The organism is Geomonas edaphica (assembly GCF_004917075.1).
Taxonomy (GTDB): domain Bacteria; phylum Desulfobacterota; class Desulfuromonadia; order Geobacterales; family Geobacteraceae; genus Geomonas; species Geomonas edaphica.
The window spans coordinates 356744-380380 of sequence record NZ_SSYB01000005.1; the positions used below are offsets into that span (position 1 = coordinate 356744).

General features: G+C 64.8%; 24 protein-coding genes. 13 read left to right on the forward strand and 11 right to left on the reverse strand.

Annotated features, from left to right (window positions below; translation table 11 throughout):
* Nucleotides 1-32: 32 nt before the first annotated feature.
* From E8K79_RS17365 to E8K79_RS17380, 4 genes are all read right to left on the reverse strand, one after another.
* Nucleotides 33-854 (reverse strand): CheR family methyltransferase, encoded by an 822-nt coding sequence (locus E8K79_RS17365; protein ID WP_136515823.1) that lies wholly within the window; start codon nucleotides 852-854, stop codon nucleotides 33-35.
* A gap of 213 nt (nucleotides 855-1067) precedes the next feature.
* Entirely contained in the window at nucleotides 1068-2372 is a 1305-nt protein-coding gene (locus E8K79_RS17370; RefSeq protein WP_136515824.1) for a pyridoxal phosphate-dependent aminotransferase, read from the reverse strand.
* Between the two features lie 238 nt (nucleotides 2373-2610).
* Nucleotides 2611-3183 carry an SH3 domain-containing protein gene (locus tag E8K79_RS17375; protein WP_246043864.1) on the reverse strand — a complete coding sequence of 191 codons (573 nt, stop codon included), beginning with the start codon at nucleotides 3181-3183 and terminating at the stop codon, nucleotides 2611-2613.
* The gene (locus tag E8K79_RS17380) at nucleotides 3180-3533 is read right to left on the reverse strand and encodes a VOC family protein (protein WP_136515825.1); all 354 of its coding nucleotides are present in this window, start codon (nucleotides 3531-3533) and stop codon (nucleotides 3180-3182) included. The genes E8K79_RS17375 and E8K79_RS17380 overlap by 4 nt, the downstream gene beginning before the upstream one ends.
* Before the next feature lie 109 nt (nucleotides 3534-3642).
* Here E8K79_RS17380 and E8K79_RS17385 point away from each other — a divergent pair, with 109 nt between their 5' ends.
* The 3 genes from E8K79_RS17385 (at nucleotide 3643) to E8K79_RS17390 (ending at nucleotide 6137) form a co-directional block, all read left to right on the forward strand.
* The gene (locus tag E8K79_RS17385) at nucleotides 3643-5244 is read left to right on the forward strand and encodes a thiolase family protein (RefSeq protein ID WP_136515826.1); all 1602 of its coding nucleotides are present in this window, start codon (nucleotides 3643-3645) and stop codon (nucleotides 5242-5244) included.
* 89 nt (nucleotides 5245-5333) lie between these two features.
* Nucleotides 5334-5495, forward strand: a complete 162-nt coding sequence (locus E8K79_RS21160) for a hypothetical protein (protein ID WP_162604692.1) — start codon at nucleotides 5334-5336, stop codon at nucleotides 5493-5495.
* A 30-nt stretch (nucleotides 5496-5525) separates the two neighbouring features.
* Nucleotides 5526-6137 carry a flavodoxin family protein gene (locus E8K79_RS17390; RefSeq protein WP_136515827.1) on the forward strand — a complete coding sequence of 204 codons (612 nt, stop codon included), beginning with the start codon at nucleotides 5526-5528 and terminating at the stop codon, nucleotides 6135-6137.
* Nucleotides 6138-6142: 5 nt separating this feature from the next.
* Here the strand turns inward: E8K79_RS17390 and E8K79_RS17395 are convergent, their stop codons facing one another.
* On the reverse strand, nucleotides 6143-6349 hold the full coding sequence (locus E8K79_RS17395; protein WP_135868370.1) for a hypothetical protein: 207 nt from the start codon (nucleotides 6347-6349) through the stop codon (nucleotides 6143-6145).
* Nucleotides 6350-6603: 254 nt separating this feature from the next.
* Between E8K79_RS17395 and def the strand changes: the two genes are divergently transcribed.
* The 5 genes from def (at nucleotide 6604) to E8K79_RS17420 (ending at nucleotide 10765) form a co-directional block, all read left to right on the forward strand.
* Complete coding sequence (def, locus tag E8K79_RS17400; protein WP_135868369.1) at nucleotides 6604-7119, forward strand: peptide deformylase; 516 nt, start codon at nucleotides 6604-6606, stop codon at nucleotides 7117-7119.
* Entirely contained in the window at nucleotides 7119-8075 is a 957-nt protein-coding gene (fmt, locus tag E8K79_RS17405; protein ID WP_136515828.1) for a methionyl-tRNA formyltransferase, read from the forward strand. Before def ends, fmt begins: the two co-directional genes overlap by 1 nt.
* Complete coding sequence (locus E8K79_RS17410) at nucleotides 8065-8835, forward strand: DUF116 domain-containing protein (RefSeq protein ID WP_162604703.1); 771 nt, start codon at nucleotides 8065-8067, stop codon at nucleotides 8833-8835. The genes fmt and E8K79_RS17410 overlap by 11 nt, the downstream gene beginning before the upstream one ends.
* Nucleotides 8836-8840: 5 nt before the next feature.
* Nucleotides 8841-9803 (forward strand): polysaccharide deacetylase family protein, encoded by a 963-nt coding sequence (locus E8K79_RS17415; RefSeq protein WP_136515830.1) that lies wholly within the window; start codon nucleotides 8841-8843, stop codon nucleotides 9801-9803.
* 92 nt (nucleotides 9804-9895) lie between these two features.
* Nucleotides 9896-10765 (forward strand): NlpC/P60 family protein, encoded by an 870-nt coding sequence (locus tag E8K79_RS17420; RefSeq protein WP_136515831.1) that lies wholly within the window; start codon nucleotides 9896-9898, stop codon nucleotides 10763-10765.
* Here E8K79_RS17420 and E8K79_RS17425 read toward each other — a convergent pair.
* Both E8K79_RS17425 and merA read right to left on the reverse strand, forming a co-directional pair.
* Nucleotides 10762-11793 (reverse strand): HD-GYP domain-containing protein, encoded by a 1032-nt coding sequence (locus tag E8K79_RS17425; protein WP_136515832.1) that lies wholly within the window; start codon nucleotides 11791-11793, stop codon nucleotides 10762-10764. The genes E8K79_RS17420 and E8K79_RS17425 overlap by 4 nt on opposite strands.
* A gap of 139 nt (nucleotides 11794-11932) precedes the next feature.
* On the reverse strand, nucleotides 11933-13339 hold the full coding sequence (gene merA, locus E8K79_RS17430; RefSeq protein ID WP_136515833.1) for a mercury(II) reductase: 1407 nt from the start codon (nucleotides 13337-13339) through the stop codon (nucleotides 11933-11935).
* Nucleotides 13340-13601: 262 nt separating this feature from the next.
* Between merA and glyQ the strand changes: the two genes are divergently transcribed.
* From glyQ to E8K79_RS17455, 5 genes are all read left to right on the forward strand, one after another.
* On the forward strand, nucleotides 13602-14477 hold the full coding sequence (gene glyQ, locus E8K79_RS17435) for a glycine--tRNA ligase subunit alpha (protein ID WP_135869547.1): 876 nt from the start codon (nucleotides 13602-13604) through the stop codon (nucleotides 14475-14477).
* Nucleotides 14477-16540, forward strand: coding sequence for a glycine--tRNA ligase subunit beta (gene glyS / locus E8K79_RS17440; RefSeq protein WP_136515834.1), 2064 nt, complete (start codon nucleotides 14477-14479; stop codon nucleotides 16538-16540). Before glyQ ends, glyS begins: the two co-directional genes overlap by 1 nt.
* A 181-nt stretch (nucleotides 16541-16721) precedes the next feature.
* Nucleotides 16722-19460 carry a pyruvate, phosphate dikinase gene (gene ppdK, locus E8K79_RS17445; protein WP_136515835.1) on the forward strand — a complete coding sequence of 913 codons (2739 nt, stop codon included), beginning with the start codon at nucleotides 16722-16724 and terminating at the stop codon, nucleotides 19458-19460.
* A gap of 156 nt (nucleotides 19461-19616) precedes the next feature.
* Nucleotides 19617-19817 carry a cold-shock protein gene (locus tag E8K79_RS17450; RefSeq protein ID WP_129127217.1) on the forward strand — a complete coding sequence of 67 codons (201 nt, stop codon included), beginning with the start codon at nucleotides 19617-19619 and terminating at the stop codon, nucleotides 19815-19817.
* Between the two features lie 73 nt (nucleotides 19818-19890).
* The gene (locus tag E8K79_RS17455; RefSeq protein ID WP_135868360.1) at nucleotides 19891-20340 is read left to right on the forward strand and encodes a YaaR family protein; all 450 of its coding nucleotides are present in this window, start codon (nucleotides 19891-19893) and stop codon (nucleotides 20338-20340) included.
* 228 nt (nucleotides 20341-20568) lie between these two features.
* On the opposite strand, the gene E8K79_RS17460 is transcribed toward E8K79_RS17455, so the two are convergent.
* From E8K79_RS17460 to E8K79_RS17475, 4 genes are read right to left on the reverse strand one after another with little or no spacing between them, the layout of a single operon-like run.
* A complete protein-coding gene (locus tag E8K79_RS17460) occupies nucleotides 20569-21225 on the reverse strand; it encodes a fumarylacetoacetate hydrolase family protein (protein WP_136515836.1) in 657 nt (218 codons plus the stop codon).
* 15 nt (nucleotides 21226-21240) lie between these two features.
* On the reverse strand, nucleotides 21241-22194 hold the full coding sequence (locus E8K79_RS17465; RefSeq protein WP_136515837.1) for a TIGR01212 family radical SAM protein: 954 nt from the start codon (nucleotides 22192-22194) through the stop codon (nucleotides 21241-21243).
* Nucleotides 22195-22851: a thiamine phosphate synthase gene (gene thiE, locus E8K79_RS17470; protein WP_135868357.1), complete on the reverse strand. Its 657-nt coding sequence runs from the start codon at nucleotides 22849-22851 to the stop codon at nucleotides 22195-22197. It lies immediately after the preceding gene.
* Nucleotides 22848-23630: a thiazole synthase gene (locus E8K79_RS17475; protein ID WP_135868356.1), complete on the reverse strand. Its 783-nt coding sequence runs from the start codon at nucleotides 23628-23630 to the stop codon at nucleotides 22848-22850. The genes thiE and E8K79_RS17475 overlap by 4 nt, the downstream gene beginning before the upstream one ends.
* Nucleotides 23631-23637 lie beyond the last annotated feature (7 nt).

Consider the following 23637-nt stretch of genomic DNA (forward strand, 5'->3'; position numbering starts at 1 on the left):
GCGAGCTCCTTTTTGCTGCAAGAATCGGTGCGCTACACGGCCCGGTAGATGCGTTCCACCGGGCAGACGGTCCGAAAACGCCTGCGGGACGTGCCGAAGAGGGTCTCGGACTTGCCGAGCACGAGGTAACCGTCGGGGGCGAGGGCGTCGGCGAAGGCGTTCAGGATGGTTTCCTGCCGCTCCCTTTCGAAGTAGATGAGAACGTTGCGGCAAAGGATCAGGTCACACGGCTCCCACTCCCTCTGGTGGTTCAGGTCGGCCTGGGAGAAGGCGACCTTGCCGGAGAGCTCGGGGCGCAGGCGAAAGCGCACCCCCTCCGGCTCGAACCAGCGCTCCAACTGGCCGGGGGCGAGCTCGCCCAGCCGGTCCGGGTGGTAGATCGCCTCGCGCGCCTGCTCGAGTGTCGCCGCATCGACGTCCACGCCGCGGATCTCGACCCTCTCGGCGTACTCGGCGAAGCGCTCCTTCAGGATCATCGCCAGGGTATAGGGCTCTTCACCCCCTGCGCACCCGATGCTCATGAGCCTCAGCCGCTCGCGGGAGGCTAAGAGTTCGGGCAGGACCGTGGTGGCGAGCTTCTCGAAGACGGACGGGTTCCTGAAAAAATGGGAGACGTGGATGGTGAGGACGCGCAGCAGGTGGTCCTGCTCGGTGGTGCTTTGGCCCAGGAGTTCACCGTAGGCCTCCGGGGAGGGGGACTGGGTGGCGCGCACCCGGATATGGATGCGCCTTTTGACGCATTTGTCCTTGTACCCGTCCAGGGTGAACCCGGAGCGTGTCTTCAGGATGCGCCCGATGGCCTCGAAGGTTTCCGGGGCGATATCCGGCTCGGCGCCGCTTACGCCGTCAAGCATCTGCCGCGCCGCGGGCGTTTGTCGCCGCTTCCTTGCCTGGTGCAACCGAGGTCATGAAAAGCCCCTGTGAGCTGGTGATTGGAGATGCCGTTCAAACAGCAAATCAGATAGCACAACTGCGGCTCAAAAGTCAATGAGGACGTCTACTTGCACGAAAAAAGCCCCGCCTTGTCCGGACGGGGCTTTTTACCCTTCACGCGCGAAGGGGTGACCCTAGGATGCGAGGTAGGCGGCGATGTTCTCGGTGAGGGTGCGGTATATCTTGCGACACTCCACCTCGTCGCGCTCAAGGAGCGTCACGCGGAAGCCCAAAAGTTCGGTGTTGAAGGAGGAGAGCGGCACGACGCAGATCCCGGTGTGGGCGAGGATGTAGTAGACGAAGCGCTTGTCCGGGGCCACTCCGGGCTGGTTCACGATCCCCTCCACGAGGGCGCGGATCTCGGGGTTCGCGATGGGAAGGCTCTGGGTGTCGTTCAGCACCCCCTTCTTGAAGGGGACCGCCATGTAGAACGCGCCGTTGGTACGGTTCACCGAGAGCTCGGGCACCTTCGCGAGCGCCTCGTACATGATGTTGCTCATCTTCTCGTAGCGTGTGATGCGCTCCTTCAGGTAGTTATGGTACTCCGGGTGCTTCATCACGGCGGGGAGGCAGCGCTGCGGCAGCGTCGTGGAGCAGACCTCGTTCATCTTGGTGGAGAGGATCGAGTTGACGAACTTCTTGAAGCGCGCGTCGCGCTCGCCGTTGTAAACCTCGATCCAGCCGCAGCGCGAGCCGGGCCACGGCAGCTCCTTGGAGATCCCCTTCATGGCGATGGCCGGGACCTCGCCGATCACGTCCGAGATGGGGACGGTGTGCTCGCCGTTGTAGACGATGTTGCTGTACACCTCATCGGCGATCAGGAACAGGTCGTACTTCTTAGCGATCGCCACGATCTGCTTTAACACCTCGGGGGGGTACACCATCCCGGTCGGGTTGTCCGGGTTGATGAGCATGATGCCGGAGATCTGCGGGTTGTACTTCACGTGGCACTCGAGGTCATCCATGTCGGGGTACCAGTTGTCCTCGGGTTTGAGGCGGTAGCAGACCGGGACGGCGTTCGCGTGGGCCGCCTCGCCGATGGAGTGCGTCGTGTAGGTGGGGGAGGGCATGAGCACGCGGCTCTCCGCCCTCAGGTTCCCGTACACCTTGGCGATGGCGTCGCCGAGACCGTTGAAGAAGATGATGTCGTCCGGGGTGATCTGTGCGCCGCCGCGGCTGTTGGTGATGCTGCATATGAACTCGCGGGTCTCCAGGACGCCGCGCGTCGGGCAATAGGCGTAGCTGTCGTCGTTCATCGCCTCTGCCGCTACGATCTCCTTCATCCAGAGGGGGATGATCTCGCCCTTGACGATGGGGTCACCGATGTTCTCCCAATTGACCTTCACGCCGAGGCGCTGCACCTTCTCGGCCACAGTGACGATGTTTCGGATTTCGTAGGTCAGTTCTCCCGCGCCGGGAGTAACTATTTCGTTGCGCATCTTTTTTCCCCCTGATGGTATGTATGCAGCTGTTGTTCGAGCGGATTTTGTATAAAAAAAGGCCGTGGGGGTCCCCCACGGCCTTTAGTAGAAATCTTTTGTTTTCTAATCAGCAGTGGCGGCTCTGGAAGTTTCTGGCCGCTGCTGCTGCGTGGACGACGCCACGTGATGTAACGCTGTTAGTATACATGACGCCTCTGATATCATGCGGAAATGTCAATGTCAACGTTTTTTCTGTCTACCGGGCAAGTTCCGTCGCCACGGTGAGCCTGCCATCCGGGTCGCGCCAGCGCATCCAGCCGGCAGGGTTCTCAAGCCGCGCCCAGGCTTCCTCCACCTCGAGGATGCGCACGCGCTGGTCGCGCGCGACGGCTCCCGCCGCGCTACCCGCAGCACCCGGGGCGCTTTTCACCTGGTACCACTCCTTCTTCATGCCGGGGAGCACGCGGACGCTCCGTCCCGGCAGAAACTCGCGCCAGGCTATGTAGCGCCAGCTCCGGTCGTCCTGCACCCACCCCTGGCGCCCTGCATCGTCCAAGGCGACCCGGGACCAGCCGCGCCGCCTCTCGTACACCGCGACGAGCGCGCTGTCGGGTGCCCCGAAAAGGTGGGGCAGGGAAAACGGGGCGAGCTCGGTGAGCCGCTCCACGCCCGGCTCGCGGTAGAGCGGGACCGTTCCCGGCTCACGCCCCGGGGCGTCCTGCACCATGAGGACACCGCTGCCGCTGTAGGGGCGCAGCGCCGGCGGGGCACCCGCTGCAGCGCCGGCGGTTAGGGCCAGAAGCAAGGCTCCCAGCAAAAGGTGTCTCACATCTCCACCAGGGCGAACTCGTTGCCGTCCGGGTCGGCGACAACCGCCATTTTGCCCCACTGACTCTTCTCCAGGGGCTCGGTGAAGCGCACCCCCTCGCTCACGAGCTTCGCGTAGAGCTCCTCGAGCCCCTTCACGGTCAGGGTGATGCCGGTGTGGCGTCCCACGAGCTTTATCGCCGCATCGTGCATGGCAAGCGATACGCCGAGTGCGGTTCCCTCGCCGGGGAGGAACTCCATCATGTACTCGGTCTCCTGGCCGGGGGGCAGCCCCAACTGCTCGCGATAAAAGCGGCGTGCGGCCTTGATGTCCTTGACAAATACAACAACATTCTTAATTTTCTCTACCATGGAAACCACCTTGAATGGTATGTTGTGACAGCGTTTTAACTACATAGCAGAGTGAGCGGGCGCTGGCAAGGTTAATCAGCCGCCGACTTTTCGTCCGCGGGAGGGATACGTGACGCAGCATTTCAAGCCCAGGGAGGTCTACGTCGCCTCCTCGTACATGGCCCCGGTGGGGCGCTACAACGGCCGCGAGCGCGAGGCGCTCACCTTCCTGCAGATGGCGGAAAAGGCGGGTGAGGTCTTCGCCGGGAGCCGCATCCGGCGCACCGACGTCGGCGCGGTCGTGGTCGGCTGCCAGAACCCGGTCGCCTTCTCCGGGGTGGACAACACCGCGGCCAAGATCGCCGGCGTGCTCGGCATCTCCGGGGCGAAGTCGGTACTGATCGACACCGCATCTTCGTCGGGGGCCTCGGCGCTCGAATACGCCTACCTGCAGATCGCCTCCGGGCGCTGCGACCACGTCCTCGCCATCGGCATCCAGAAGATGAGCGACGTCGCCACCGGGCAGGCGACCCGCATCGTGGCCGGGGTGATCGACCGCGACGAGGCGGAGTTCGGCCTCTCCATGCCCGCCTGCGGTGCCCTCGTCGCGCGTTCCCTGATCGAGCGGCTGAAGCTCTCCACCGAGGAGTGGACCGCATTCTCGGCGCTTTTGACGCAGAGGGCGCACCGCTTCGCCGCGAGGAACCCGGAAGCGCACCTAAATTTCGAGATCCCGCTCGAGGATTACTACCGCCAGATCGTCACCGGGAAGAACTACCGCTACTGGTGGCCGCTTCGCTACCACGACTTCTGCCCCATGTCCGACGGGGTCGCCGCGGTCCTTTTGTCGGCCACGCCGCACGAGGTGATCGTCTCCGGCGTCGGGAGCGCCACCGACATCCCCACCATCGCGGACCGCCCCTACTTCCACAGCTTCCCCGCCACGGTGCGCGCAGCTGCCGAGGCGTACGCCATGGCCGGGATAAGAAAGATCACCGACTTTTCCGGCAAGATCCACGTCAACATGCACGACCCCTTCAACGGCTTCGGCCCGATCAACATGGTGGATCTCGGCTTCGTGCACCGGCGCCGCATCCTTGACGGGCTTTTGGACGACGAGCTCACCGGGGAAAACGGGGCTTTCCCCACCAACGTGACCGGCGGGCTCAAGGGGCGCGGCCATCCGCTTGGCGCCACCGGGATGATCCAGATCGTCGAGAACCACCGTCTCATCACGCAGGGGCGCTTCAAGGCGGGGCTTGCCCACTCCATCGGCGGCCCGATCAACAACAACGTGGTGACCCTTTTGGAGCAGACCTCGCACTACCGGCAGCGCCCCCGTCCCGAGCTCGCCCCCTGGGGGCTTCCCCCCCTCGGGCGCATGAAGCCCAAGAACCTCACCGTGAACGAACTCGTGAACGGCACCCCGGTAGCCGCGCGCTTCGTTGCCGCCACCACCCGCTTCAACTTCAAAAACGGCGAGCCGGAGGGGATCATCATCATCGTCTCCTGCTTCGCGGAAGGGAAGCGCTACTCCTTCCTCTTCGGTGTCGCCGGCGAGCACTACGCGGAGATCGCGCAGCTCAAAACCGGTGATCCGGTGAGCCTCGAGCGCGCGGGCGAGGAGATCCTCGTGAACCGGATCCCGGTGCGCAAGTTCTACCGGCGCACCATGGACGGGGTGCTGGAGCTTGCCGGCAGCGGCTGGAAGAAACTCACCGGCAACGGCTAGAGGGTTTGCCTTGACAGGGCGTGCCGGATCGGTATATTAGCCGCCGGTCCGGGCTCCCCGGGCAAGCAAGCAGTGAAGGAGCAGGAAGGATGACCATGCTGTTCAAGATCCTGGGCGTGATCTTCGCCCTTTTCGTCGTTTTGTTCGTCGCCATCGTGATCGAGGAGTCTTTCCTCGGGGGACGCCGCAGGAGGCGGCTCGAGCGCAAGGCGCGCACCGAGGCCGAGGCGCGTGGCGTCGAGAGGGGCTAGGGACCGGCGGTCGGCCGGGTAGGGGGCTTCATGGATGGCGCGGTGAAGGTCGTCGCGATCGTTGGGAGCTACGTGAGGGGGGGCGTCATTGACCAGGTGGTGGACGAGGTCCTTGCCGGCGTGGTCGCAGCGGGCGGTCGCGCCGAGAAGCTTTACCTGCTCGACACCCACGTGGAATTTTGCACCAACTGCCGCCTCTGCACCCAAGAGCCCGGGAGGGCGCGCGGCATCTGCCCGATAGCCGACGAGATGTCGCGGGTGCTCGACCTGGTGGAGGGGTGCCAGGCGCTCGTCCTTGCCTCTCCCACCAACTTCGGTTCGGTGACCGCCGTTACGAAGCGCTTCGTGGAGCGGCTCGTCTGCTACGCCTACTGGCCCTGGGGAACGCCGGCCCCTAAGACGCGCTCGCAGGAAAGGCCGCGGCGCGCCGTCCTCGTCGCCTCCAGTGCGGCCCCCGCCTTCATGGCGCGGCTTTTCACCCCGGTGCTGAAGACGCTCCGGCAAAGCGCGGATCTTTTGGGGGCTCGTTGCGTGGGGACTGTTTTCGTCGGTTTCGCGGCGCGGCAGGAGCGCCAGGGGGCGGGCAAACGCACCCTCATAAGGGCGCGTCTTCTGGGCGAGAAGCTGGTGCGGGAGCGGTAGCGGCGCTACCTGCGGGGTGAGGAGGTCGTGAAGCCGTCCTCGCGCCCCCAGATGCGGCGCGCACGCCTTGCCGGTACGCGGACCGGCGTCGCGGCATGTCCCAGGGTGAGCAGGTGCGGCAGGGCGGCGGCAGCGGCCAGGAGCGCCACCGGGGCGGCGGTCGTGCCCGCTTCCGCAAAGCTCTTCAATATGGTCATCGTTTCGTGCGTCATGCTCCCTCCGTGGTTCAAAAGCTGCATCGGGGATCGAGACAAGCAAGAGGCGTTCCCCTGATGTAAATACCCGGTATCGCTTGGTTACGCCTCCCGGACGCACCGCTTTTGACGGAGGTTTTTTTGACTTTCGCCCTTTTTGTGACGGGAATTTGACGCGTGGCGGGCTTTCCCCACTCATGAGTATCCCGTTGATTTTTCATCGACAACTTTAGTATATTGACCCGGATAGCCCAAAGCCAAAGGAAGGACTTATGGTACGAAGAATACTGACCTATCCGGACCCGGAGCTGAAGCAGCGCTCCCTGCCGGTCACCGTGATCACCGACAAGACCCGCGAACTCGTGCGCGACATGGCCGAGACCATGTACGACGCCCCGGGCGTGGGGCTCGCCGCGCCGCAGATCGGCGTGCACCAGCGCATCGTCGTCATCGACGTCTCGTGCAAGGACGAAAAGCCCGAGCTGATCGTCGCCATCAACCCCGAGATCATCCACGCCGAGGGTGAGGCGTTCGAGGAGGAGGGGTGCCTCTCGGTGCCTAAGTTCTCCGCCAACGTGCGCCGCCATGCCCGCGTCGTGGTGAAGATGCTCAACCTGGAGGGGGAGGAAGTGGTGATCCGCGCCGATGATCTCCTCGCCATCGCCTTCCAGCACGAGATCGACCACCTGGACGGCGTCCTCTTCATAGACCACCTCTCCCCGCTCAAGAAGGGGATCTTCAGGAAGCGCTACCAGCGCGCCCTGGAGGAAGCAAAGGAGCAGCATTGATGACCGGTTTGCGCATCATCTTCATGGGAACCCCCGAATTCGCCTGCCCGACCCTGCGCACCCTCATAGACCGCGGTGAGAACGTGGTGGCCGTTGTCACCCAGCCGGACCGTCCCAAGGGGCGCGGCCAGCAGACCCTCCCCCCTCCGGTGAAGGTGTTGGCCGAGGAGCACGGCATCAAGGTCTTGCAGCCGGTGAAGGTGCGCCTTCCCGAGTCGATCGAAGAGATCCGCGCCCTCGAGCCGGACCTCATCGTGGTGATCGCCTTCGGGCAGATCCTTCCGAAGGCGCTCCTCGACATCCCGAAATACGGCTGCATCAACGTGCACGCCTCGCTCCTGCCGCGCTACCGCGGCGCCGCGCCGCTTAACTGGTGCATCATAAACGGCGAGAGTGAGACCGGGGTCACCACCATGATGATGGACGTGGGTCTCGACACGGGCGACATGCTCCTGAAAAGCGCCACCCCCATCGATCTGGACGAGGACACCCAGAGCCTGCACGACCGGATGTCCAAGCTCGGCGCGGAACTTCTGGCCGAGACCCTGGACCGCCTGGTCGCGGGCGAACTCGTCCCGGAGAAGCAGGACGACTCCCTCACCTGCTACGCCCCGATCATGAAGAAAGAGGACGGGCTGATCGACTGGCAGAAAAGCGCCCGCGACATCAAGAACCAGGTACGCGGCATGACGCCGTGGCCCGGCGCGTTCAGCTACCTGGACGACAAGCTCCTCAAGGTCTACAAGGTGCAGACCGCAACCGGAACCGGCGTTCCCGGCACCGTGCTCGCCGCCTCGCGCGACGGCATCGAGGTGGCCTGCGGCGAGGGGAGCCTCCTGATCAGCGAGCTGCAGCTCGAGGGGAAAAAGAGGATGGCCGCCGGCGACTTCCTGGCCGGCTACAAGGTGCAGGCAGGCCTTGCCCTAGGTAGAAAGGATGCCGCCGTTGGCGTCTAAAGGAACCTATCAGAAGCCGCCCCAGAAGCGGCTCTTCGTCGCCCTCATGGGGGTTACGTGCCTGCTCGTGGTGGGACTCATCTACCTCGGGTGGTACATCCCCACCATGGGGCTTGCCAACATCCATCCGGATCTCCCCCGTATCGTCGGCATGGTGTTCGCCGTCCTCTCCGGTATCGCGGTGCTCGGCACGGCGCTTCTTGTGCTCACCACCGCGTTCGGCAAGGACATCCTCGGCACGAAGTTCATGCGCGGCGTGGTGATCAAGTTCCTCCTCCCGCTCATCGAGCAGATGGGGAAGCTCTGCGGCATATCGAAGGACACCATAAGGCAGTCCTTCGTGGCGATGAACAACTCGCTGGTCATCTCGCAGCGCCTCAAGGTGAAGCCGGACCGGATCCTCATCCTGCTGCCGCATTGCCTGCAGCTTGCCGAGTGCGAGATCAAGGTGACCGGCGAGATCAACAAGTGCATGCGCTGCGGCCGCTGCGACATCATGGGGCTTGCCGACCTGGCGCAGCGTTACCAGGTGGATATCTCGGTGGCAACCGGCGGTACGCTCGCCCGCAAGGTGATCATCGAGAAACGCCCGAAGTTAGTACTCGCCGTCGCCTGCGAACGCGACCTCACCTCCGGCATCAAGGACTGCTACCCCCTTCCCGTGATCGGGGTGCTAAACGACCGCCCCTTCGGGCCCTGCTTCAACACCCGCGTCGATGTCGAGAAGATCGACGCTGCGCTCCGCTCCGTGCTGGCCTAGCCCCCATGTCGACCCGCAAGACAACACCATGCCGTTTTGCGCCGCTACGTGTAGCGGCGCTTTGCTTTACGCTCATGATGCTCGCCGCCGCCTGCGCGACCGCCTCGGAAATCACCGGCTACCGCGCGATGCGCGAAGCGGTCACCGACCGCGCCGGGCGTGCGCTCTGGGCGGTTCGGGGGTTCAAGAAGGACGGCGTGGAGCACCGGCTCGCGGTCGATGCGGAGAGCTTCGTAAGCTATGACCTTCCGGCCGCCCAGCTTTTTCCCGTTAAGGACGCCCCGGCCGACTCCTTCCGGCGCACGCGGCTTGGCCGGACGGTGTCCCGTTACACCGCTCCCCCCTACCGGCTGCAAAACGGCGGCGCCACGCGCGCCGAGAGCGGCGCGGACGGCCTGTTTCTCACCGTCGACCTTTGCCCCTCAAAGCGTCCCTTCGAGCGCGAGCTTTTCGAGGCGGCGGAGGCGCTTGGGAAGGGGGCACCGGTCCCGGTCTCGGTCATGGTCTCGGGGCTGTGGCTTGCAAGCCACCCGGAAGAGGTCGCCTACCTGAAAGGGGAGGTCGCGGCGGGGCGGCTCGCCGTCACCTGGGTGAACCATTCCTGGCACCATCACTACGATGCGAAGGCGCCGCTGGCCGAAAACTTCCTCCTTGCGCCCGGCACGGACCTGACCGCCGAGGTGCTCCACCTGGAGGAGCTCCTCCTCGCCCGGGACCTCGTCCCGTCCCCCTTCTTCCGTTTTCCCGGCCTCGTGTCGGACCGCGCCGTCATGGAGCGCTTGGGCGAGCTCTCCCTGGTGCCGATCGGTGCCGACGCCTGGCTCGCCAAGGGTGAGGAGCCGCACCGCGGCAGCTTCATCCTCGTGCACGGCAACGGCAACGAGCCGAAGGGGATCAGGCTCGCGCTGCCGCTTTTGAGGGAGACAAAGCCGCGCCTGCTGCCGCTTCCCGAGGCCTTCGCCCGCTGAAAACCCGCTCTTTTCCCATTTACCCCGCGCGGCGCTCGCCGCGTTCCACCGGCTGCCGGCCGCGTGCCGCAGCATTTTTGCCGAGGTGCGTCATGAAGCCTTTCTTTCTCGTCATCCTCACCCTTGTCGCGACTTTTGCCGTCACCGTCCCCGGGCACGCCTGGGCGGCCGAGCGACACGTCCTTGCCGTCTCTTATGCCCCTGTTCTGAACACCCCCGACTTCGCAGGGAGCTTCGGCGGTGCCGTCCGTCTCGACCCCTGCTGCGGTGTGCGTCCCGTCGAGTTCATCGCCCTGCCGGGAACCCTCTTCACCGTGCACGGCGAGCTTACGCGCTCCGGTGTGAAAGTCCTGCGCGTCACCACCAACGACTACCCGTACCCCACGAAGACCGGGCTCTTCGTGGACGAGCGCTTCGTGAAGCAGGCGAGCGGTCCCGTCACGGAGCGCACCCGCCGTCTTCCGGCGCTCGCAGAGATCCAGAAACGGCTATTATCCGCTCTGGGCAAGCCGTACGTATGGGGCGGGAACGTGAAGGACGGTGTGCCGCTTTTGAGAAAGTACTACCCGCAGGGGGACCCGCTCTCCGGGGTGGACTGCTCGGGGCTTTTGTACGAGGCGACCGACGGCTTCACGCCGCGCAACACCTCGACGCTGACCTCCTACGGCAATGCGGTTGCGGTGGCGGGGCTTTCCGCTGAGGTGATCGCGAGAAAGCTCGAACCGCTCGACCTTTTTGTGTGGAAGGGGCACGTGATGATCGTGCTCGATGATGATTCGGTGATCGAGAGCAGGATGGGGTGCGGAGGGAAGCAAAGCGGCGTCATGATGACGCCGAAGCTGGAACTCTTGAAGGGGATCATGAAGACGCGCAGGCCAGCGGACCGTTTCCCGGAAGGAAGCGCCGGGGACCGGGCCTTCGTGGTGCGCCGGTGGTTTCCCCGCGCGGGTGGGGGCGTTTAGGCGTGGGCGCTCTTGAGGCTTAAGGGGACGCCCTTTCTGGCGAGAGGCGGGATCTCACCCTGCAGATCCTCGGAGGCAGGGAGGGAGCCTTCCGGCACCACGGTGAGGAAGACCTCCACGACCCCGGGGTCGAGCGCCTCGCCGCTCATGGCGGCCACCATCTCGCGCGCCTTGGCGAGGGGGTAGCGCTTGCGGTAGGAGCGATCCATGGTGAGGGCGTCGTAGACGTCGGCGACCGAGACGATGCGTGCCTCCAGCGGGATCGCCTCGCCGGCGAGCCCCAGGGGGTAGCCGGTGCCGTCGTATTTCTCGTGGTGGTGGCGGATGATGTTGCGGGCGGCCTCGGAGAGCTTCGCCTTGTCCGCCAGGTCGGCACCCCAGTCGGTGTGCATCTTCATGGTGGCAAACTCAGCGGCGTTCAGGCTGCCGCTGCCGTTCAGGATCACCTCGGAGACGCCGATCTTGCCGCAGTCGTGCAGCCAGCTGCCGTACTTGATCTGTCGCTGGGTCTCCTTGGACAGTCCCATGGCATCGGCGATCAGGAGGGCGTACACGGCGACCCGGTCGCAGTGCCCCTTGGTGCTCGGGTCCTTGAGCTCGATGGTCTGGGCGAGGGAGCGGAGCACCGCCTCGTCCTCGCGCCGCATGGAGCGCACGGTGCGGTAGCGCTTAAGTCCCTCCTGCACCACGTCCAGGATCTCCTGTTCCTTCCAGGGCTTTAAAAGGTAGCGGTACACCTCGGAGTTGTTGATGGCGGCGAGCGCGGTGGCGAGGTCGACGTAGGAGGAGATGAGCACCTTCACGGTGTCCGGCGAGACGTGGCGCAGTTCGGTGAGAAAATCGAGCCCCGACATCCCGGGCATCTGATTGTCCGATACCACCACCGCGATCTCGTGGTGCCGGAACAGCTCCAGCGCCTCCTCCGCGTTGCCGGCGGTGAGCAGGTCGATCCCCTTCGGCTTGAAGAGATCTACGGATGCCTGCAGGATCAATTTGTTGTCGTCCACGAACAGAATTTCAGCCGCCATCGGTGCTTCCCCTCGCTCACAACACGCGCATATCCGCGCAGATGCAGTTCCGACCCGGAGGTCGTTCGCGCTGCATGGTATGCCTTCATGAATTACTTGTCAATTTTAATCTAATGTAGGAAGAACGCGCAGGAAGCGGTCATTCTGCGCAGCAGGAGAGCTGGCCCAGATCCCTCTTGAAGGCCTGGGCGCAAAGGCGCAACCCTTCCCCCATCGAGGGGTAGACGTGCAGGGTGTCGGCGAGCTCGGCCACGGTCATGCGGCAGCGTATGGCGAGCGCCGCCTCGTTGATGATGTCGGCGCCGCGGTGCAGGCAGAGGTGGACGCCTATGATGCGGTCGGTCGCGCGGTCGGCGACGATCTTGACTGCGCCGTCGAGCGAACCGGTGACGTGGGCCTTGGGGATTGCCGAGGCGGGGATGGTCTGGCACTCGACGTCGAAGCCCGCTTTTTTCGCGGACTCCTCGCCGTGACCGACCATGGCGACTTCCGGGTCGGTGAAGATGGCCATGGGGAGGCTTTCGTAGTCGAGGGCGCAGTGGCACCCGGCCTGCAACATGTTTTCGACGGCGGCGATCCCCTCGCGGGCCCCGACCGTGGCGATCTGCATCCCGCCGGTCACGTCGCCGGCGGCCCAGACGCCGGGGGCGGTGGTGCGCATCTCGCGGTCCACCTTGATGAAGCCGCGCGCGTCCAGTTCCACCCCGGCCTCTTCGAGACCGATCCCCTCGGTGGCGGGGGCGGTCCCTACCGCGATCAGAAGCTGCTGCGAGCGGAACTCGCGCGGCTCCCCGTCAACGAGCGCCTCCACCCTGACGCCTGCTCCTTCCTTTGCCACCGAGCAGACCGCGGCCCCGACCACCACCTGCATCCCCTCGTTTTCCAGCGCCCTTTGCAGGGCAAGCGCAGGCTCGGCCTCGACGGCCGGGAGGACCCGGGCGCCGTGCTCCAGTATGGTGACCGGAACGCCCAGGCGCAGGAACATCTGCCCAAGCTCGAGGGCGATGACGCCGCCCCCGACGATGGTGAGGCTCTCCGGGAGCGATTTCAGCAACAGGGCGCTCTTGCTGGTGAGATACGGGGTCTTCTCGAGGCCGGGGATCTTCGGGACGCGCGGATGCCCGCCGGTGGCGATGAGGATGCGGTCGCTTTCGATGACCCGGTCCCCCACCTGTATGGTCCCCGGGGCGGTGAAAACGGCCTTTCCCTTCACGAGGGAGAGCTCCGGCAGCCGCTCGAGTACGTCCAGGTACTTCTCTTCCCGAAGCCTTTGCACCACGGCGAACTTGTGTCCGTCGAGGATCTGGTACTCCACGCCGTCCCGGCGCACGCCGAGGCCGAGCCGCTCGCCAAGCTGCGCCTCGTGCCGGAACAGGGCGCAGTGGATGAGGGTCTTCGAGGGGATGCACCCCCAATTTATGCAGGTGCCCCCAAGGATGCTCCGCTCGATCATGATCGATTTGACCCCGTGCTCCTTCGCTCTCAGCGCCGCGGCGAACGCGGTGGAACCCGAGCCGACTATGACGATGGTATCGCTGTCTCTCATGTGAAGATCCCCCCCGATGAGTTTACCGTAAAGGGGTGGCCGGTAAACAGAAGAATTCACCGGTTTTTTTCCGGCTCCCTTTCCCCGCCCTCCGTCGCGCGTGCGCCGCAGCCCGGTTTTCCGCCCTTTTCCCGGTGATATTCCCTTGACAGGGCGCTCGCCGCTGTTGTAATCTGGCGAGCCTAACTGTTTGGATACAGTAAACTTTTTTCTGCCAAAAGCTGCACCACTTGAAAATATTGATTAGATCGGAGGCGGCGTGTTGACATTTCAGGATCTGATCCTCTCCCTGCAGGGGTACTGGGCAGGGCAGGGGTGCGTAATCCAGCAACCCTATGATACCGAGAAGGGGGCGGGGACCTTCAACCCGGCCACCTTCCTGCGCGTGCTCGGGCCCGAGCCGTGGAAGGTCGCCTACGTGGAGCCTTCCCGTCGCCCCACCGACGGGCGCTACGGCGAGAACCCGAACCGTCTGCAGCACTACTACCAGTTCCAGGTGATCATGAAGCCCTCCCCCATGAACATCCTGGACCTCTACCTCGACTCGCTGCGCGCCTTCGGCATCGACCCGAACAAGCACGACATCCGCTTCGTCGAGGACGACTGGGAGTCGCCGACCCTGGGCGCCTGGGGCCTTGGCTGGGAGGTTTGGCTCGACGGCATGGAGATCACCCAGTTCACCTACTTCCAGCAGGCAGGCGGCATCGACCTGAAACCGGTCTCCTCCGAGATCACCTACGGCTGCGAGAGGATCGCCATGTACCTGCAGGGGGTGGACAACGTCTATGACCTCGAGTGGGTCAAGGGTGTCAAGTACGGCGATATCCACCACGAAAGCGAGGTCGAGTTCTCCACCTACAACTTCGAAGAGGCCGACGTCGACATGCTCCTCTCCCTGTTCAAGATGTACGAGAAGGAGTGCATCCGCCTGGTTGAGAAGGGGCTCGTGCTCCCGGCCTACGACTACGTCATGAAGTGCTCCCACACCTTCAACCTCCTGGATGCCCGCGGCGCCATCTCGGTCACCGAGCGCGCCTCCTACATCGGCAAGGTGAGGAACGTCGCGCGTCTTTGCGCCGAAGGTTACCTGCAGATGCGCGAGCGGCTCGGCTTCCCGCTCCTGAAAGGAGGTCGCTAATGGCAAAGGATCTGTTCCTCGAGATAGGATGCGAGGAGGTTCCCGCCGGCTTTGTCCCCAAGGCGATGGCCGACATGGAAGCCCTCATGAAGCGCGAGCTGGAGACGGCCCGCATCGAGTACGGCGAGATCGTGACGCTTGGTACCCCGCGCCGCCTGGTGCTCGCGGTGAAGGGGATGGCCGAGCGCCAGCCCGACGCCGAGCTGACCGCGATGGGGCCGGCCAAAAGTGCCGCCTACGACGCAGACGGCAACCCGACCAAGGCGGCCCAGGGCTTCGCCCGCGGCCAGGGCGTGGACGTTGCCGATCTTAAGGTGGTCATGACACCCAAGGGCGAGTACCTCGCCGCGGTGAAAAGCGAGGTGGGGCGTGACACCGCCGAGCTCCTCCCCGAGATGCTCCCGCGCCTGATCGGTGCCATCCCGTTCAAGAAGTCGATGCGCTGGGCCGATTTCGACGTCCGCTTCGCCCGTCCGATCCACTGGATCGTGGCGCTCTTCGACGGCGTCGTCGTTCCCTTCTCCTTCGGCAACATCGAAAGCGGCAGCGCCTCGCGCGGGCACCGCTTCATGGCCAACACCACCTTCCCGGTGCGCGACCTCGCGAGCTATCTCGAGGAGTGCGAGCGCCATTTCGTGATCCCGGACCCCGAGAAGAGAAAGGCGATTATCCGCCAGGAGATCGAGCGCGTGGCGCGCCAGGCGAAAGGGAACGTCCTCGCCGACGAGGCGCTCCTCGAGCAGGTCGCCTTCCTGGTCGAGTACCCCTCCGCGGTGCACGGCACCTTCTCGCCGGACTTCCTCGTCGTGCCGCGCGAGGTGCTCATCACCTCGATGCGCGAGCACCAGCGCTACTTCTCGCTGGTCGACGACCAGGGGAAACTCTTGCCCGGCTTCATCACCATCAACAACACCCTCACCGAGGATCCCTCCGTGGTGGTCAAGGGGAACGAGCGCGTCCTTCGCGCCCGTCTCTCCGACGCCCGCTTCTTCTTCGACGAGGACCACAAGGTTAAACTCGAGTCCCGCGTGGAGTCGCTGAAAAGCGTCGTGTACCAGGCGAAACTCGGTACCTCCTACGAGAAAATGGAGCGCTTCCGCGAACTGGCCAAGGGGCTCGCTGGACGTCACAACCCCGCCGTCGCCGACAAGGCCGCCCGCGCCGCCACGCTTTGCAAGGCGGACCTCGTCTCCGGCATGGTCGGCGAGTTCCCCGAGGTGCAGGGGATCATGGGGCGCGAGTACGCCCTGTATGATGGCGAGGACGCGGCGGTAGCCAACGCCATCGCCGAACACTACCTCCCGACCCAGGCGGGCGGCGAGCTTCCCGCCTCCGACATCGGCGCCTTCGTTTCCCTTGCCGACAAGGTCGACACCATCTGCGGCTGCTTCAGCGTCGGTCTCATCCCGACAGGCTCCGCCGACCCCTACGCGCTGCGCCGCTCCGCGCTCGGGATCATCAACATCATCCTGGAGAAGCAGTACCGCGAGCCGCTCTCCGGCCTGGTCCGTGCATCCCTGGACCTCCTCGCTGCCAAGGCGACCCGCCCGGTCGAGGACGTCTACCGCGACGTGCTGGAGTTCTTCCGCGGCCGTTTCGTGAACCTCATGGCGGACCGCTACCCCTCCGACGTGGTGGACGCGGTGGTCTCGGTCTCCTTCGACGACCTGGTCGAGGCAGCCGCCAAGATCGAGGCCCTTGCCGGCTTCAGAAAGCGCGAAGACTTCGGCGCGCTCGCCGTCGCCTTCAAGCGCGTCTGCAACATCGTGAAGGACGGGGTGGACACCCCGGTGGACGCGTCACTCTTCCAGGAGGATGCCGAAGGCGGTCTCTTCCAGGCGCAGCAGGCTGTGAAAGGGAAGGTGGAGGGCGCCGTGGAGCGCGCCGACTACCTCTCCGCCCTCACCGAGATCGCCACCTTGAAGCCCGCCGTCGACCTCTTCTTCGATAAGGTGATGGTCATGGCCGAGGACGAGCGGGTACGGCAAAACCGCCTGGCCCTGCTCACCTCGATCGCGAGGCTCTTCGGTCGCCTCGCCGACTTCGCGAGGTTATCGGCATGATGAGACTGCGACAGCCTGAACCGGGGTGCATGATCCTTGGGGAGGCGGTCGCAGCAGCAAAACGATCTGACGCTCACGTAAACAGCCGTCCGGGTGGAACTCCCGGCGGCTGTTTGCCTTTTTCGGTTTATGTGTATACTTTAAGCTCCAAATTAATTAACAAACTGTAAGGAGGGTGCACATGGGAACGCAGTACGTTTACTTCTTCGGCGCGGGCAAGGCTGACGGCAACGCCAAAATGAAAGAGCTCCTGGGGGGCAAGGGGGCGAACCTGGCCGAGATGACCGCGATCGGACTCCCCGTCCCGGCCGGCTTCACCATCACCACGGAGGTCTGCACCGAGTACTACAAGAACAACCAGCAGTACCCGGCCCCGCTCGCCGCCGATGTCGAAGCGAACCTCGCTCGTGTGGAAGCGCTCATGGGTAAGAAGTTCGGCGACGCCAAGAACCCGCTCCTCGTCTCGGTCCGCTCCGGCGCACGCGCCTCCATGCCGGGGATGATGGACACCATCCTGAACCTCGGGTTGAACGACACCACGGTGCAGGGGATCATCGCCCAGTCCGGCGACGAGCGTTTCGCCTATGACGCCTACCGCCGTTTCGTGCAGATGTACTCCGACGTCGTCATGGGGATGCACAAGGACGAGCTGGAGCACCTCCTCGAGCGCAAGAAGGATGCGCGCGGCGCGCACCTCGATACCGAACTGGCCGCCTCCGACTGGAAGGAGCTCGTCGCCGAGTTCAAGGCGAAGATCAAGGCGACCCTGGGTGTGGATTTCCCCGAGGACCCGAAGGAGCAGCTCTGGGGTGCCATCGGCGCCGTGTTCGGCTCCTGGATGAATCAGCGCGCCATCACCTACCGGAAACTGAACAACATCCCCGCCGAGTGGGGGACCGCTGTCAACGTGCAGTCCATGGTCTTCGGCAACATGGGGGATGACTGCGCAACCGGCGTCGCCTTCACCCGCGACCCCTCTACCGGCGAGAACTACTTCTACGGCGAGTACCTGGTGAACGCGCAGGGCGAGGACGTCGTTGCCGGCATCCGCACCCCGCAGCCGATCAACCGCGCCAAGTACAAGCCGGGCGACCTCCCCTCCATGGAGGAGGTGCTCCCCGAGTGCTATGAGCAGCTCGTGCAGATCCGCGACATCCTGGAGCGCCACTACAAGGACATGCAGGACATCGAGTTCACCATCGAGAAGGGGATCCTCTACATGCTGCAGTGCAGAAGCGGCAAGAGGACGGCGAAGGCCGCCATCAAGATCGCGGTGGACATGGTGGCTGAGGGGCTCATCGACGAGAAGACCGCCGTGCTGCGCGTGGCCCCCTCCCAGCTCGATCAGCTCCTGCACCCCTCCCTCGACCCCAAAGCCGAGAAGAAGGTGATCGCCAAGGGGCTCCCGGCCTCCCCGGGTGCTGCCGCCGGCGAGGTGGTCTTCACCGCCGACGAGGCGGAGAGCGCGGCGAAGCTCGGTCACAAGGTGATCCTGGTGCGCGTCGAGACCTCCCCCGAGGACATCCACGGCATGCACGCGGCGCAGGGTATCCTCACCGCCCGCGGCGGCATGACCTCGCACGCGGCGGTGGTCGCCCGCGGCATGGGCAAGTGCTGCGTCGCCGGCTGCGGCGACATCAAGGTCGACTACCACGCCGGCCAGTTCGTCGCGAAGGACGGCACCGTCATCAAGAAGGGTGACGTGATTACCCTGGACGGCTCCACCGGCGAGGTGATGAAGGGTTCGGTTCCCATGGTAGCGGCCGGGGTCGGGGGCGACTTCGCCACTGTTATGGCCTGGGTGGACAAGTTCCGCAGGATGAAGGTACGCGCGAACGCCGACACCCCGCACGACGCGAAGACCGCGCGCGACTTCGGCGCCGAAGGTATCGGCCTTTGCCGTACCGAGCATATGTTCTTCGAGGCGGACCGCATCGCCGCGGTGCGCGAGATGATCCTTTCCGCCGACCTCGAGGGTAGGAAAAAGGCGCTCGCCAAGATCCTCCCGATGCAGAAGGGTGACTTCAAGGGACTCTTCCGCGAGATGAAGGGGCTCCCGGTCACCATCCGCCTCCTCGACCCGCCGCTGCACGAGTTCCTCCCCCAGGAGGACAAGGACATCGACGCGCTCTCCGCCACCATGGGCGTGTCGGCGCAGACCCTGAAGCACAAGGTCGAGTTCCTGCACGAGTTCAACCCGATGCTCGGCCACCGCGGCTGCCGCCTCGGGGTCACCTTCCCCGAGATCTACGACATGCAGGTACAGGCGATCATGGAGGCGGCCTGCGAGCTGGTGAAGGACGAAGGTTTCCAGATCGTGCCCGAGATCATGATCCCGCTCGTCGCGGTGACGAAGGAACTCTCCATCATGCGCGCCAACGCGGTCGCCGTCTGCGAGGACGTGCAGAAGCGCTACGGCGTCAAGGTCGACTACCTGATCGGGACCATGATCGAGCTGCCGCGCGCCGCCATCACCGCGGACAGCATCGCAACCGAGGCTGACTTCTTCTCCTTCGGTACCAACGACCTGACCCAGACCACCTTCGGCCTTTCCCGCGACGACGCCGGCAAGTTCCTCCCCTTCTACGTGGAGAACGGCATCCTCGAGGACGACCCGTTCGTCACCCTCGACCAAAACGGCGTAGGCGCGCTAGTGCGCATGGGTTGCGAGAAGGGACGCTTGACGCGCCCGAACATCAAGCTCGGCATCTGCGGCGAACACGGCGGCGACCCCGCCTCGGTCATCTTCTGCGACTCGGTAGGTCTCGACTACGTCTCCTGCTCGCCGTTCCGGGTGCCCATCGCGCGCCTGGCCGCAGCCCACGCCACGCTGAACGCGCAGGCGGCCGCTCCCGCCGCCAAGGGTGCCGCAGCGGGAAAGGGGAGTGACGCCCAGCAACAGCCCGTGGCAGGCGCCTAGTCCGGCAGGCACCACGGCGGGGACGTCGCAACAGTGCCGGAAACCTTGACATGCTGAAGGTAAACGTGTAATAGCCGATAACGCGTCCATGACGCGAGACGGGGGCGGTCGGCAACGGCCGCCGACAAAAACGAAGGCAGTACCAGGAGAAAGAGAATGGCAAAAGGTGTAGTGAAGTGGTTCAACGACGCGAAGGGTTTTGGGTTCATCGAGCAGGAAAACGGGGGGGACGTGTTCGTGCATTTCTCGTCCATCCAGGGGGACGGCTTCAAGTCCCTCGCCGAAGGTGACTCGGTGACCTTCGACGTGGTCCAGGGCGCCAAAGGGCCCCAGGCCGCCAACGTGGTCAGGAACTAGGCTCGCCTTTGTCCTTGATCGGGCCCCGACGATCTCGTCGGGGCCTTTTTAGTGTCCGTGAGGACGGTGCTACATGCGTATCAACGAAAAATCTGACTCCCGCTCCATAGCAAAGAAGGAAAAAGGGACCCCCGCGAAGGGGGTGGCGGCCCCGGGCGCCCCCCTGTTTGCCGGCCGGCTCGCCGCGGTCACCAAGGCGAGCTCCGACTACTCCGGCGAGTTGCAGCGCCTGAAGGAGGAGATCGACCGGGCCGGGGACATCCTCGAGCAGGAACCGACCATCGCGAACTTCAAGGCCTTTCGCGAGCTTCTTGGCACCATGGCGCGCAAGGTTTCCGCCGAGGCGTACCGGATGGAGTTGCTCGGGGGCGGCGTTGCCGGGCGCAGCCACGAGGTGATCACCGTGATCGACAAGGAGGCCGACCTCCTCTATCACCTGGTCATGCGCGAGCAGAAAGACCACATCCGCATCGTCGCCCAGATCGTGAAGATCAAGGGGCTCGTCGTCGACTTCCTCCTCTAGCGGGGGCTTTCCGAATTAAAAAGGGGGACCGGTTACCCGGTCCCCCTTTTCGTCATTTGCACCCGCATCCCTTGGAGCCGTCGGGGCTTGCCGGCATTCTCTTGCCGCACTTCTGGCACCGCCAGAAGAGGCCCCCTCAGCCGGGAATCAGGATCATGAGCCCCTGGCAGTCGGGGCAGCTCTTCTCGTTGGTCATCTCTTGACCCTCCTTTTCTTTGAACATAACTGTCAGCGGACCGATACCTCGATCCGCCCGACGCCGCTGATCTCGGCGACCACGCGGTCCCCGCTTTTCACCGGGCCGACTCCCGCCGGCGTGCCGGTAAGCACGAGGTCCCCCGGCTCCAGGGTGAAGACCGAGGAGAGGTAGCAAAGAAGCTCCGGGATGCGGTGGATCATGAGGTCGGTGCCGCCGTCCTGGCGCTTCTCGCCGTTCACGGTGAGGGTGATGCGCAGGGCCTGCGGGTCGGGCACCTCGCCGGCCGGGACGAAGGAGGAGAGGGGGCAGGCGGTGTCGAACCCCTTGGCGATGTCCCAGGGAAGCCCCTTCTTCTTGAGCTCGGCCTGCACGTCCCTGAGGGTCAGGTCGATGGCGACGCCGTAGCCCGCCACGTGCGAGAGCGCGTCCGCGGAAGCGATATCCTTCCCCTTTTTCCCGATGAGGAGTGCCAGCTCCGCCTCGTGGTGGCAGTCGCCGGAGTAGGGGGGGATGACGATCTTCTCACCCTCGCCGATGACGCTGGAGGCGGGCTTGGTGAAGATGACTGGGCGTTCCGGCGTCTCGTTCCCGAGCTCCTTTATGTGATCCGCGTAATTGCGCCCGATGCAGAGGATCTTGCCGATCCTGACCGGCTCCGCGCTTCCCTTCACTTGTACGCTTTTCATGACTCTCCCGTTGCCCTAGGCCGCCCGGACCGCGCGGTCCAGCCGGCATCCCTGCCAGCTCCCCCGCCGCTTCAGCTCGTTCAGCACGGCATACCACATCTGGTTGTTCTTGAGGTTCCAGTTCGGTGCCACCCGGATGGAAAGCGGCGCCGACCCGTAGAGGCGCTGCACCGAGACCCGCGCCGGGAGCTCCTCCAGGAAATCGCAGGCGGCGGCGATGTACTCGTCGACCCCGATCGGCTGCCAGCTCCCGTCGCGGTACATCTGCGCGAGGCGCGTGTTCTCGACGGCATGGAGCTGGTGCAGCTTCACCGAGGTGACCGGGAGCCCGGCGATGAGCCGCGCCGTCTTCAGGAACCCCTCCCGGGTCTCCCCCGGAAAGCCGTGGATCAGGTGGGTGCATATCTCCATGCCGCGGCCGGAGAGGCGCTCCACCGCGTTCAGGTACTCGGCCAGGGTGTGCCCCCGGTTGATGCGCGCGAGGATGGCGTCATCCATCGACTGCAGCCCCAGTTCCACGCAGACGTAGCGGTCGCGGGCGATCTCGGTCAAAAGGTCGATCGCCCCCGGTGCCAGCGAGTCGGGCCGCGTCCCGACCGAGATGCCGAGCACGTCCGGGTGGTCGAGGGCGCGCCGATAGAGGTCGGCCAGCCGCTCCACCGGGGCGTAGGTGTTGGTGAACTTCTGGAAGTAGACGATGAACTTCTCGCTTCCAAGGCGCTCCCGGTGGTACGCCATCCCCGCAGCCATCTGCTCCTCGATCGGGATCACGGCGACCGTCTCCTTCGGTGAGAAGGAGCTGTTGTCGCAGTAGATGCACCCGCCGGTGCCGCGGCTGCCGTCCCGGTTGGGACAGGTGAAGCCGCCGTCCACGTTCACCTTGCTGACGCGACAGGAAAAGCGGCGTCTAAGGTAAGAGCCGTAGGAGTTTATGCGCAGGTCGCTATGGATCAGTTCGCTCGTGGTCATCTAGTCGTTGTGCTCCAGTGCGGGGAGCTGTGCCAGCAATTTCTTCGCGGCGTCGCGCGGTTCGGGTGCCGACAGGATCGCGGAGATGAGGGCGATGCCGTGGACGCCGCAGGCCACCGCCTCGGCGCAGTTCTCCTGGTTCACCCCCCCGAGGGCGAAGACCGGGATCTGCAGGAGTTCGGCCACGTGTGCCAGCTTTTGCACCCCGACCGGGTCGCCGTACTCCGCCTTGCTCGGCGTGTAGAAGACCGGGCCGAAGGTGATGAAGTCGGCCCCCATCTCCTGCGCGGTGATCGCCTGGGTCTGGTTGTGGCAGGAGACGCCGATCAGCCGGCGCTCCCCTATAAGCCGCCGCACCTTGTAAAGCGGCAGGCTCGAGCTCCCTATGTGGACCCCGTCGGCGTCGACGGCCAGCGCCACATCGGTGCGGTCATTGATGAAAAGCTTCGCGCCGTAGCGCGAGGTGAGACGCCTCAGTTCATGCGCCGTCTCGTACAGCTCCTTGCTGCTGGCCCCCTTGTCCCTTAACTGCACGGCGCGCACGCCGCCGCGCAGCGCTTCCTCGACGACGAACTCGAGGTTGCGCCCGAGGGTTTCCCCGCGCCCGGTGATCAGGTACAGGTTGAAGTCGATCCAGGGGGAGTGGAACTCTCTCACGAGATGAGGCCCGCAAGCGGTGACGAGGCGCTCGCGTAGAGCTTCCTCGGGATGCGGCCCGCCTTGTAGGCGAGGCGCCCGGAGCGGACGGCGAGGTTCATCGCCAGCGCCATGGCGACCGGGTCTTGGGCACCGGCGATCGCGGTATTCATGAGAACGCCGTCGCAGCCAAGCTCCATGGCGATGGCCGCGTCGGAGGCGGTGCCGACGCCGGCGTCGACGATAACCGGGACCTTCACCGTCTCCAGGATGATCTGGATGTTGTAAGGGTTCCGTATGCCGAGCCCCGAGCCGATCGGAGCGCCCAGCGGCATGACGGCGGCGCAACCCATGTCCTCGAGGCGCTTGCAGATGATGGGGTCGTCGCTCGTGTAGGGGAGTACGGTGAACCCTTCGGCGATGAGAACCTTCGCCGCCTTCAGGAGTTCCTCGTTGTTCGGGTAAAGGGTCTTCTCGTCCCCGAGCACCTCGAGTTTCACGAAATCGGAAAGGCCGGCCTCGCGGGCGAGCCGGCAGGTCCTGATGGCGTCCTCGGCGGTGTAGCACCCCGCGGTGTTCGGCAAGAGGGTGTATTTCTTAAGATCGATATGGTCAAGGAGGGACTCCTTGGTCCGGTCCGTGATGTTCACGCGTCTCACCGCGACGGTGATGATCTGGGCGCCTGAGACCTCGATGGCGCGCACCATCTGCTGGAAGTCGGCGTACTTGCCGGTCCCCACCATGAGGCGGGAGTCGAATTCACGTCCTGCGATGACGAGCTTGTCGTTTGATTCGGGCATCACTGTT

What these genes read in the sequence shown, in the direction of transcription:
- E8K79_RS17455 (WP_135868360.1), top strand. Translation starts at nt 19,891, where the DNA reads ATGCGTATCAACGAAAAATCTGACTCCCGCTCCATAGCAAAGAAGGAA.
- E8K79_RS21160 (WP_162604692.1), top strand. Translation starts at nt 5,334, where the DNA reads ATGACCATGCTGTTCAAGATCCTGGGCGTGATCTTCGCCCTTTTCGTC.
- E8K79_RS17475 (WP_135868356.1), bottom strand. Translation starts at nt 23,630, where the DNA reads ATGCCCGAATCAAACGACAAGCTCGTCATCGCAGGACGTGAATTCGAC.
- merA (WP_136515833.1), bottom strand. Translation starts at nt 13,339, where the DNA reads ATGAGAGACAGCGATACCATCGTCATAGTCGGCTCGGGTTCCACCGCG.
- E8K79_RS17465 (WP_136515837.1), bottom strand. Translation starts at nt 22,194, where the DNA reads ATGACCACGAGCGAACTGATCCATAGCGACCTGCGCATAAACTCCTAC.
- E8K79_RS17380 (WP_136515825.1), bottom strand. Translation starts at nt 3,533, where the DNA reads ATGGTAGAGAAAATTAAGAATGTTGTTGTATTTGTCAAGGACATCAAG.
- ppdK (WP_136515835.1), top strand. Translation starts at nt 16,722, where the DNA reads ATGGGAACGCAGTACGTTTACTTCTTCGGCGCGGGCAAGGCTGACGGC.
- E8K79_RS17415 (WP_136515830.1), top strand. Translation starts at nt 8,841, where the DNA reads ATGTCGACCCGCAAGACAACACCATGCCGTTTTGCGCCGCTACGTGTA.
- glyS (WP_136515834.1), top strand. Translation starts at nt 14,477, where the DNA reads ATGGCAAAGGATCTGTTCCTCGAGATAGGATGCGAGGAGGTTCCCGCC.
- def (WP_135868369.1), top strand. Translation starts at nt 6,604, where the DNA reads ATGGTACGAAGAATACTGACCTATCCGGACCCGGAGCTGAAGCAGCGC.
- E8K79_RS17425 (WP_136515832.1), bottom strand. Translation starts at nt 11,793, where the DNA reads ATGGCGGCTGAAATTCTGTTCGTGGACGACAACAAATTGATCCTGCAG.
- E8K79_RS17365 (WP_136515823.1), bottom strand. Translation starts at nt 854, where the DNA reads ATGCTTGACGGCGTAAGCGGCGCCGAGCCGGATATCGCCCCGGAAACC.
- E8K79_RS17390 (WP_136515827.1), top strand. Translation starts at nt 5,526, where the DNA reads ATGGATGGCGCGGTGAAGGTCGTCGCGATCGTTGGGAGCTACGTGAGG.
- E8K79_RS17450 (WP_129127217.1), top strand. Translation starts at nt 19,617, where the DNA reads ATGGCAAAAGGTGTAGTGAAGTGGTTCAACGACGCGAAGGGTTTTGGG.
- E8K79_RS17370 (WP_136515824.1), bottom strand. Translation starts at nt 2,372, where the DNA reads ATGCGCAACGAAATAGTTACTCCCGGCGCGGGAGAACTGACCTACGAA.
- E8K79_RS17460 (WP_136515836.1), bottom strand. Translation starts at nt 21,225, where the DNA reads ATGAAAAGCGTACAAGTGAAGGGAAGCGCGGAGCCGGTCAGGATCGGC.
- fmt (WP_136515828.1), top strand. Translation starts at nt 7,119, where the DNA reads ATGACCGGTTTGCGCATCATCTTCATGGGAACCCCCGAATTCGCCTGC.
- E8K79_RS17420 (WP_136515831.1), top strand. Translation starts at nt 9,896, where the DNA reads ATGAAGCCTTTCTTTCTCGTCATCCTCACCCTTGTCGCGACTTTTGCC.
- E8K79_RS17395 (WP_135868370.1), bottom strand. Translation starts at nt 6,349, where the DNA reads ATGACGCACGAAACGATGACCATATTGAAGAGCTTTGCGGAAGCGGGC.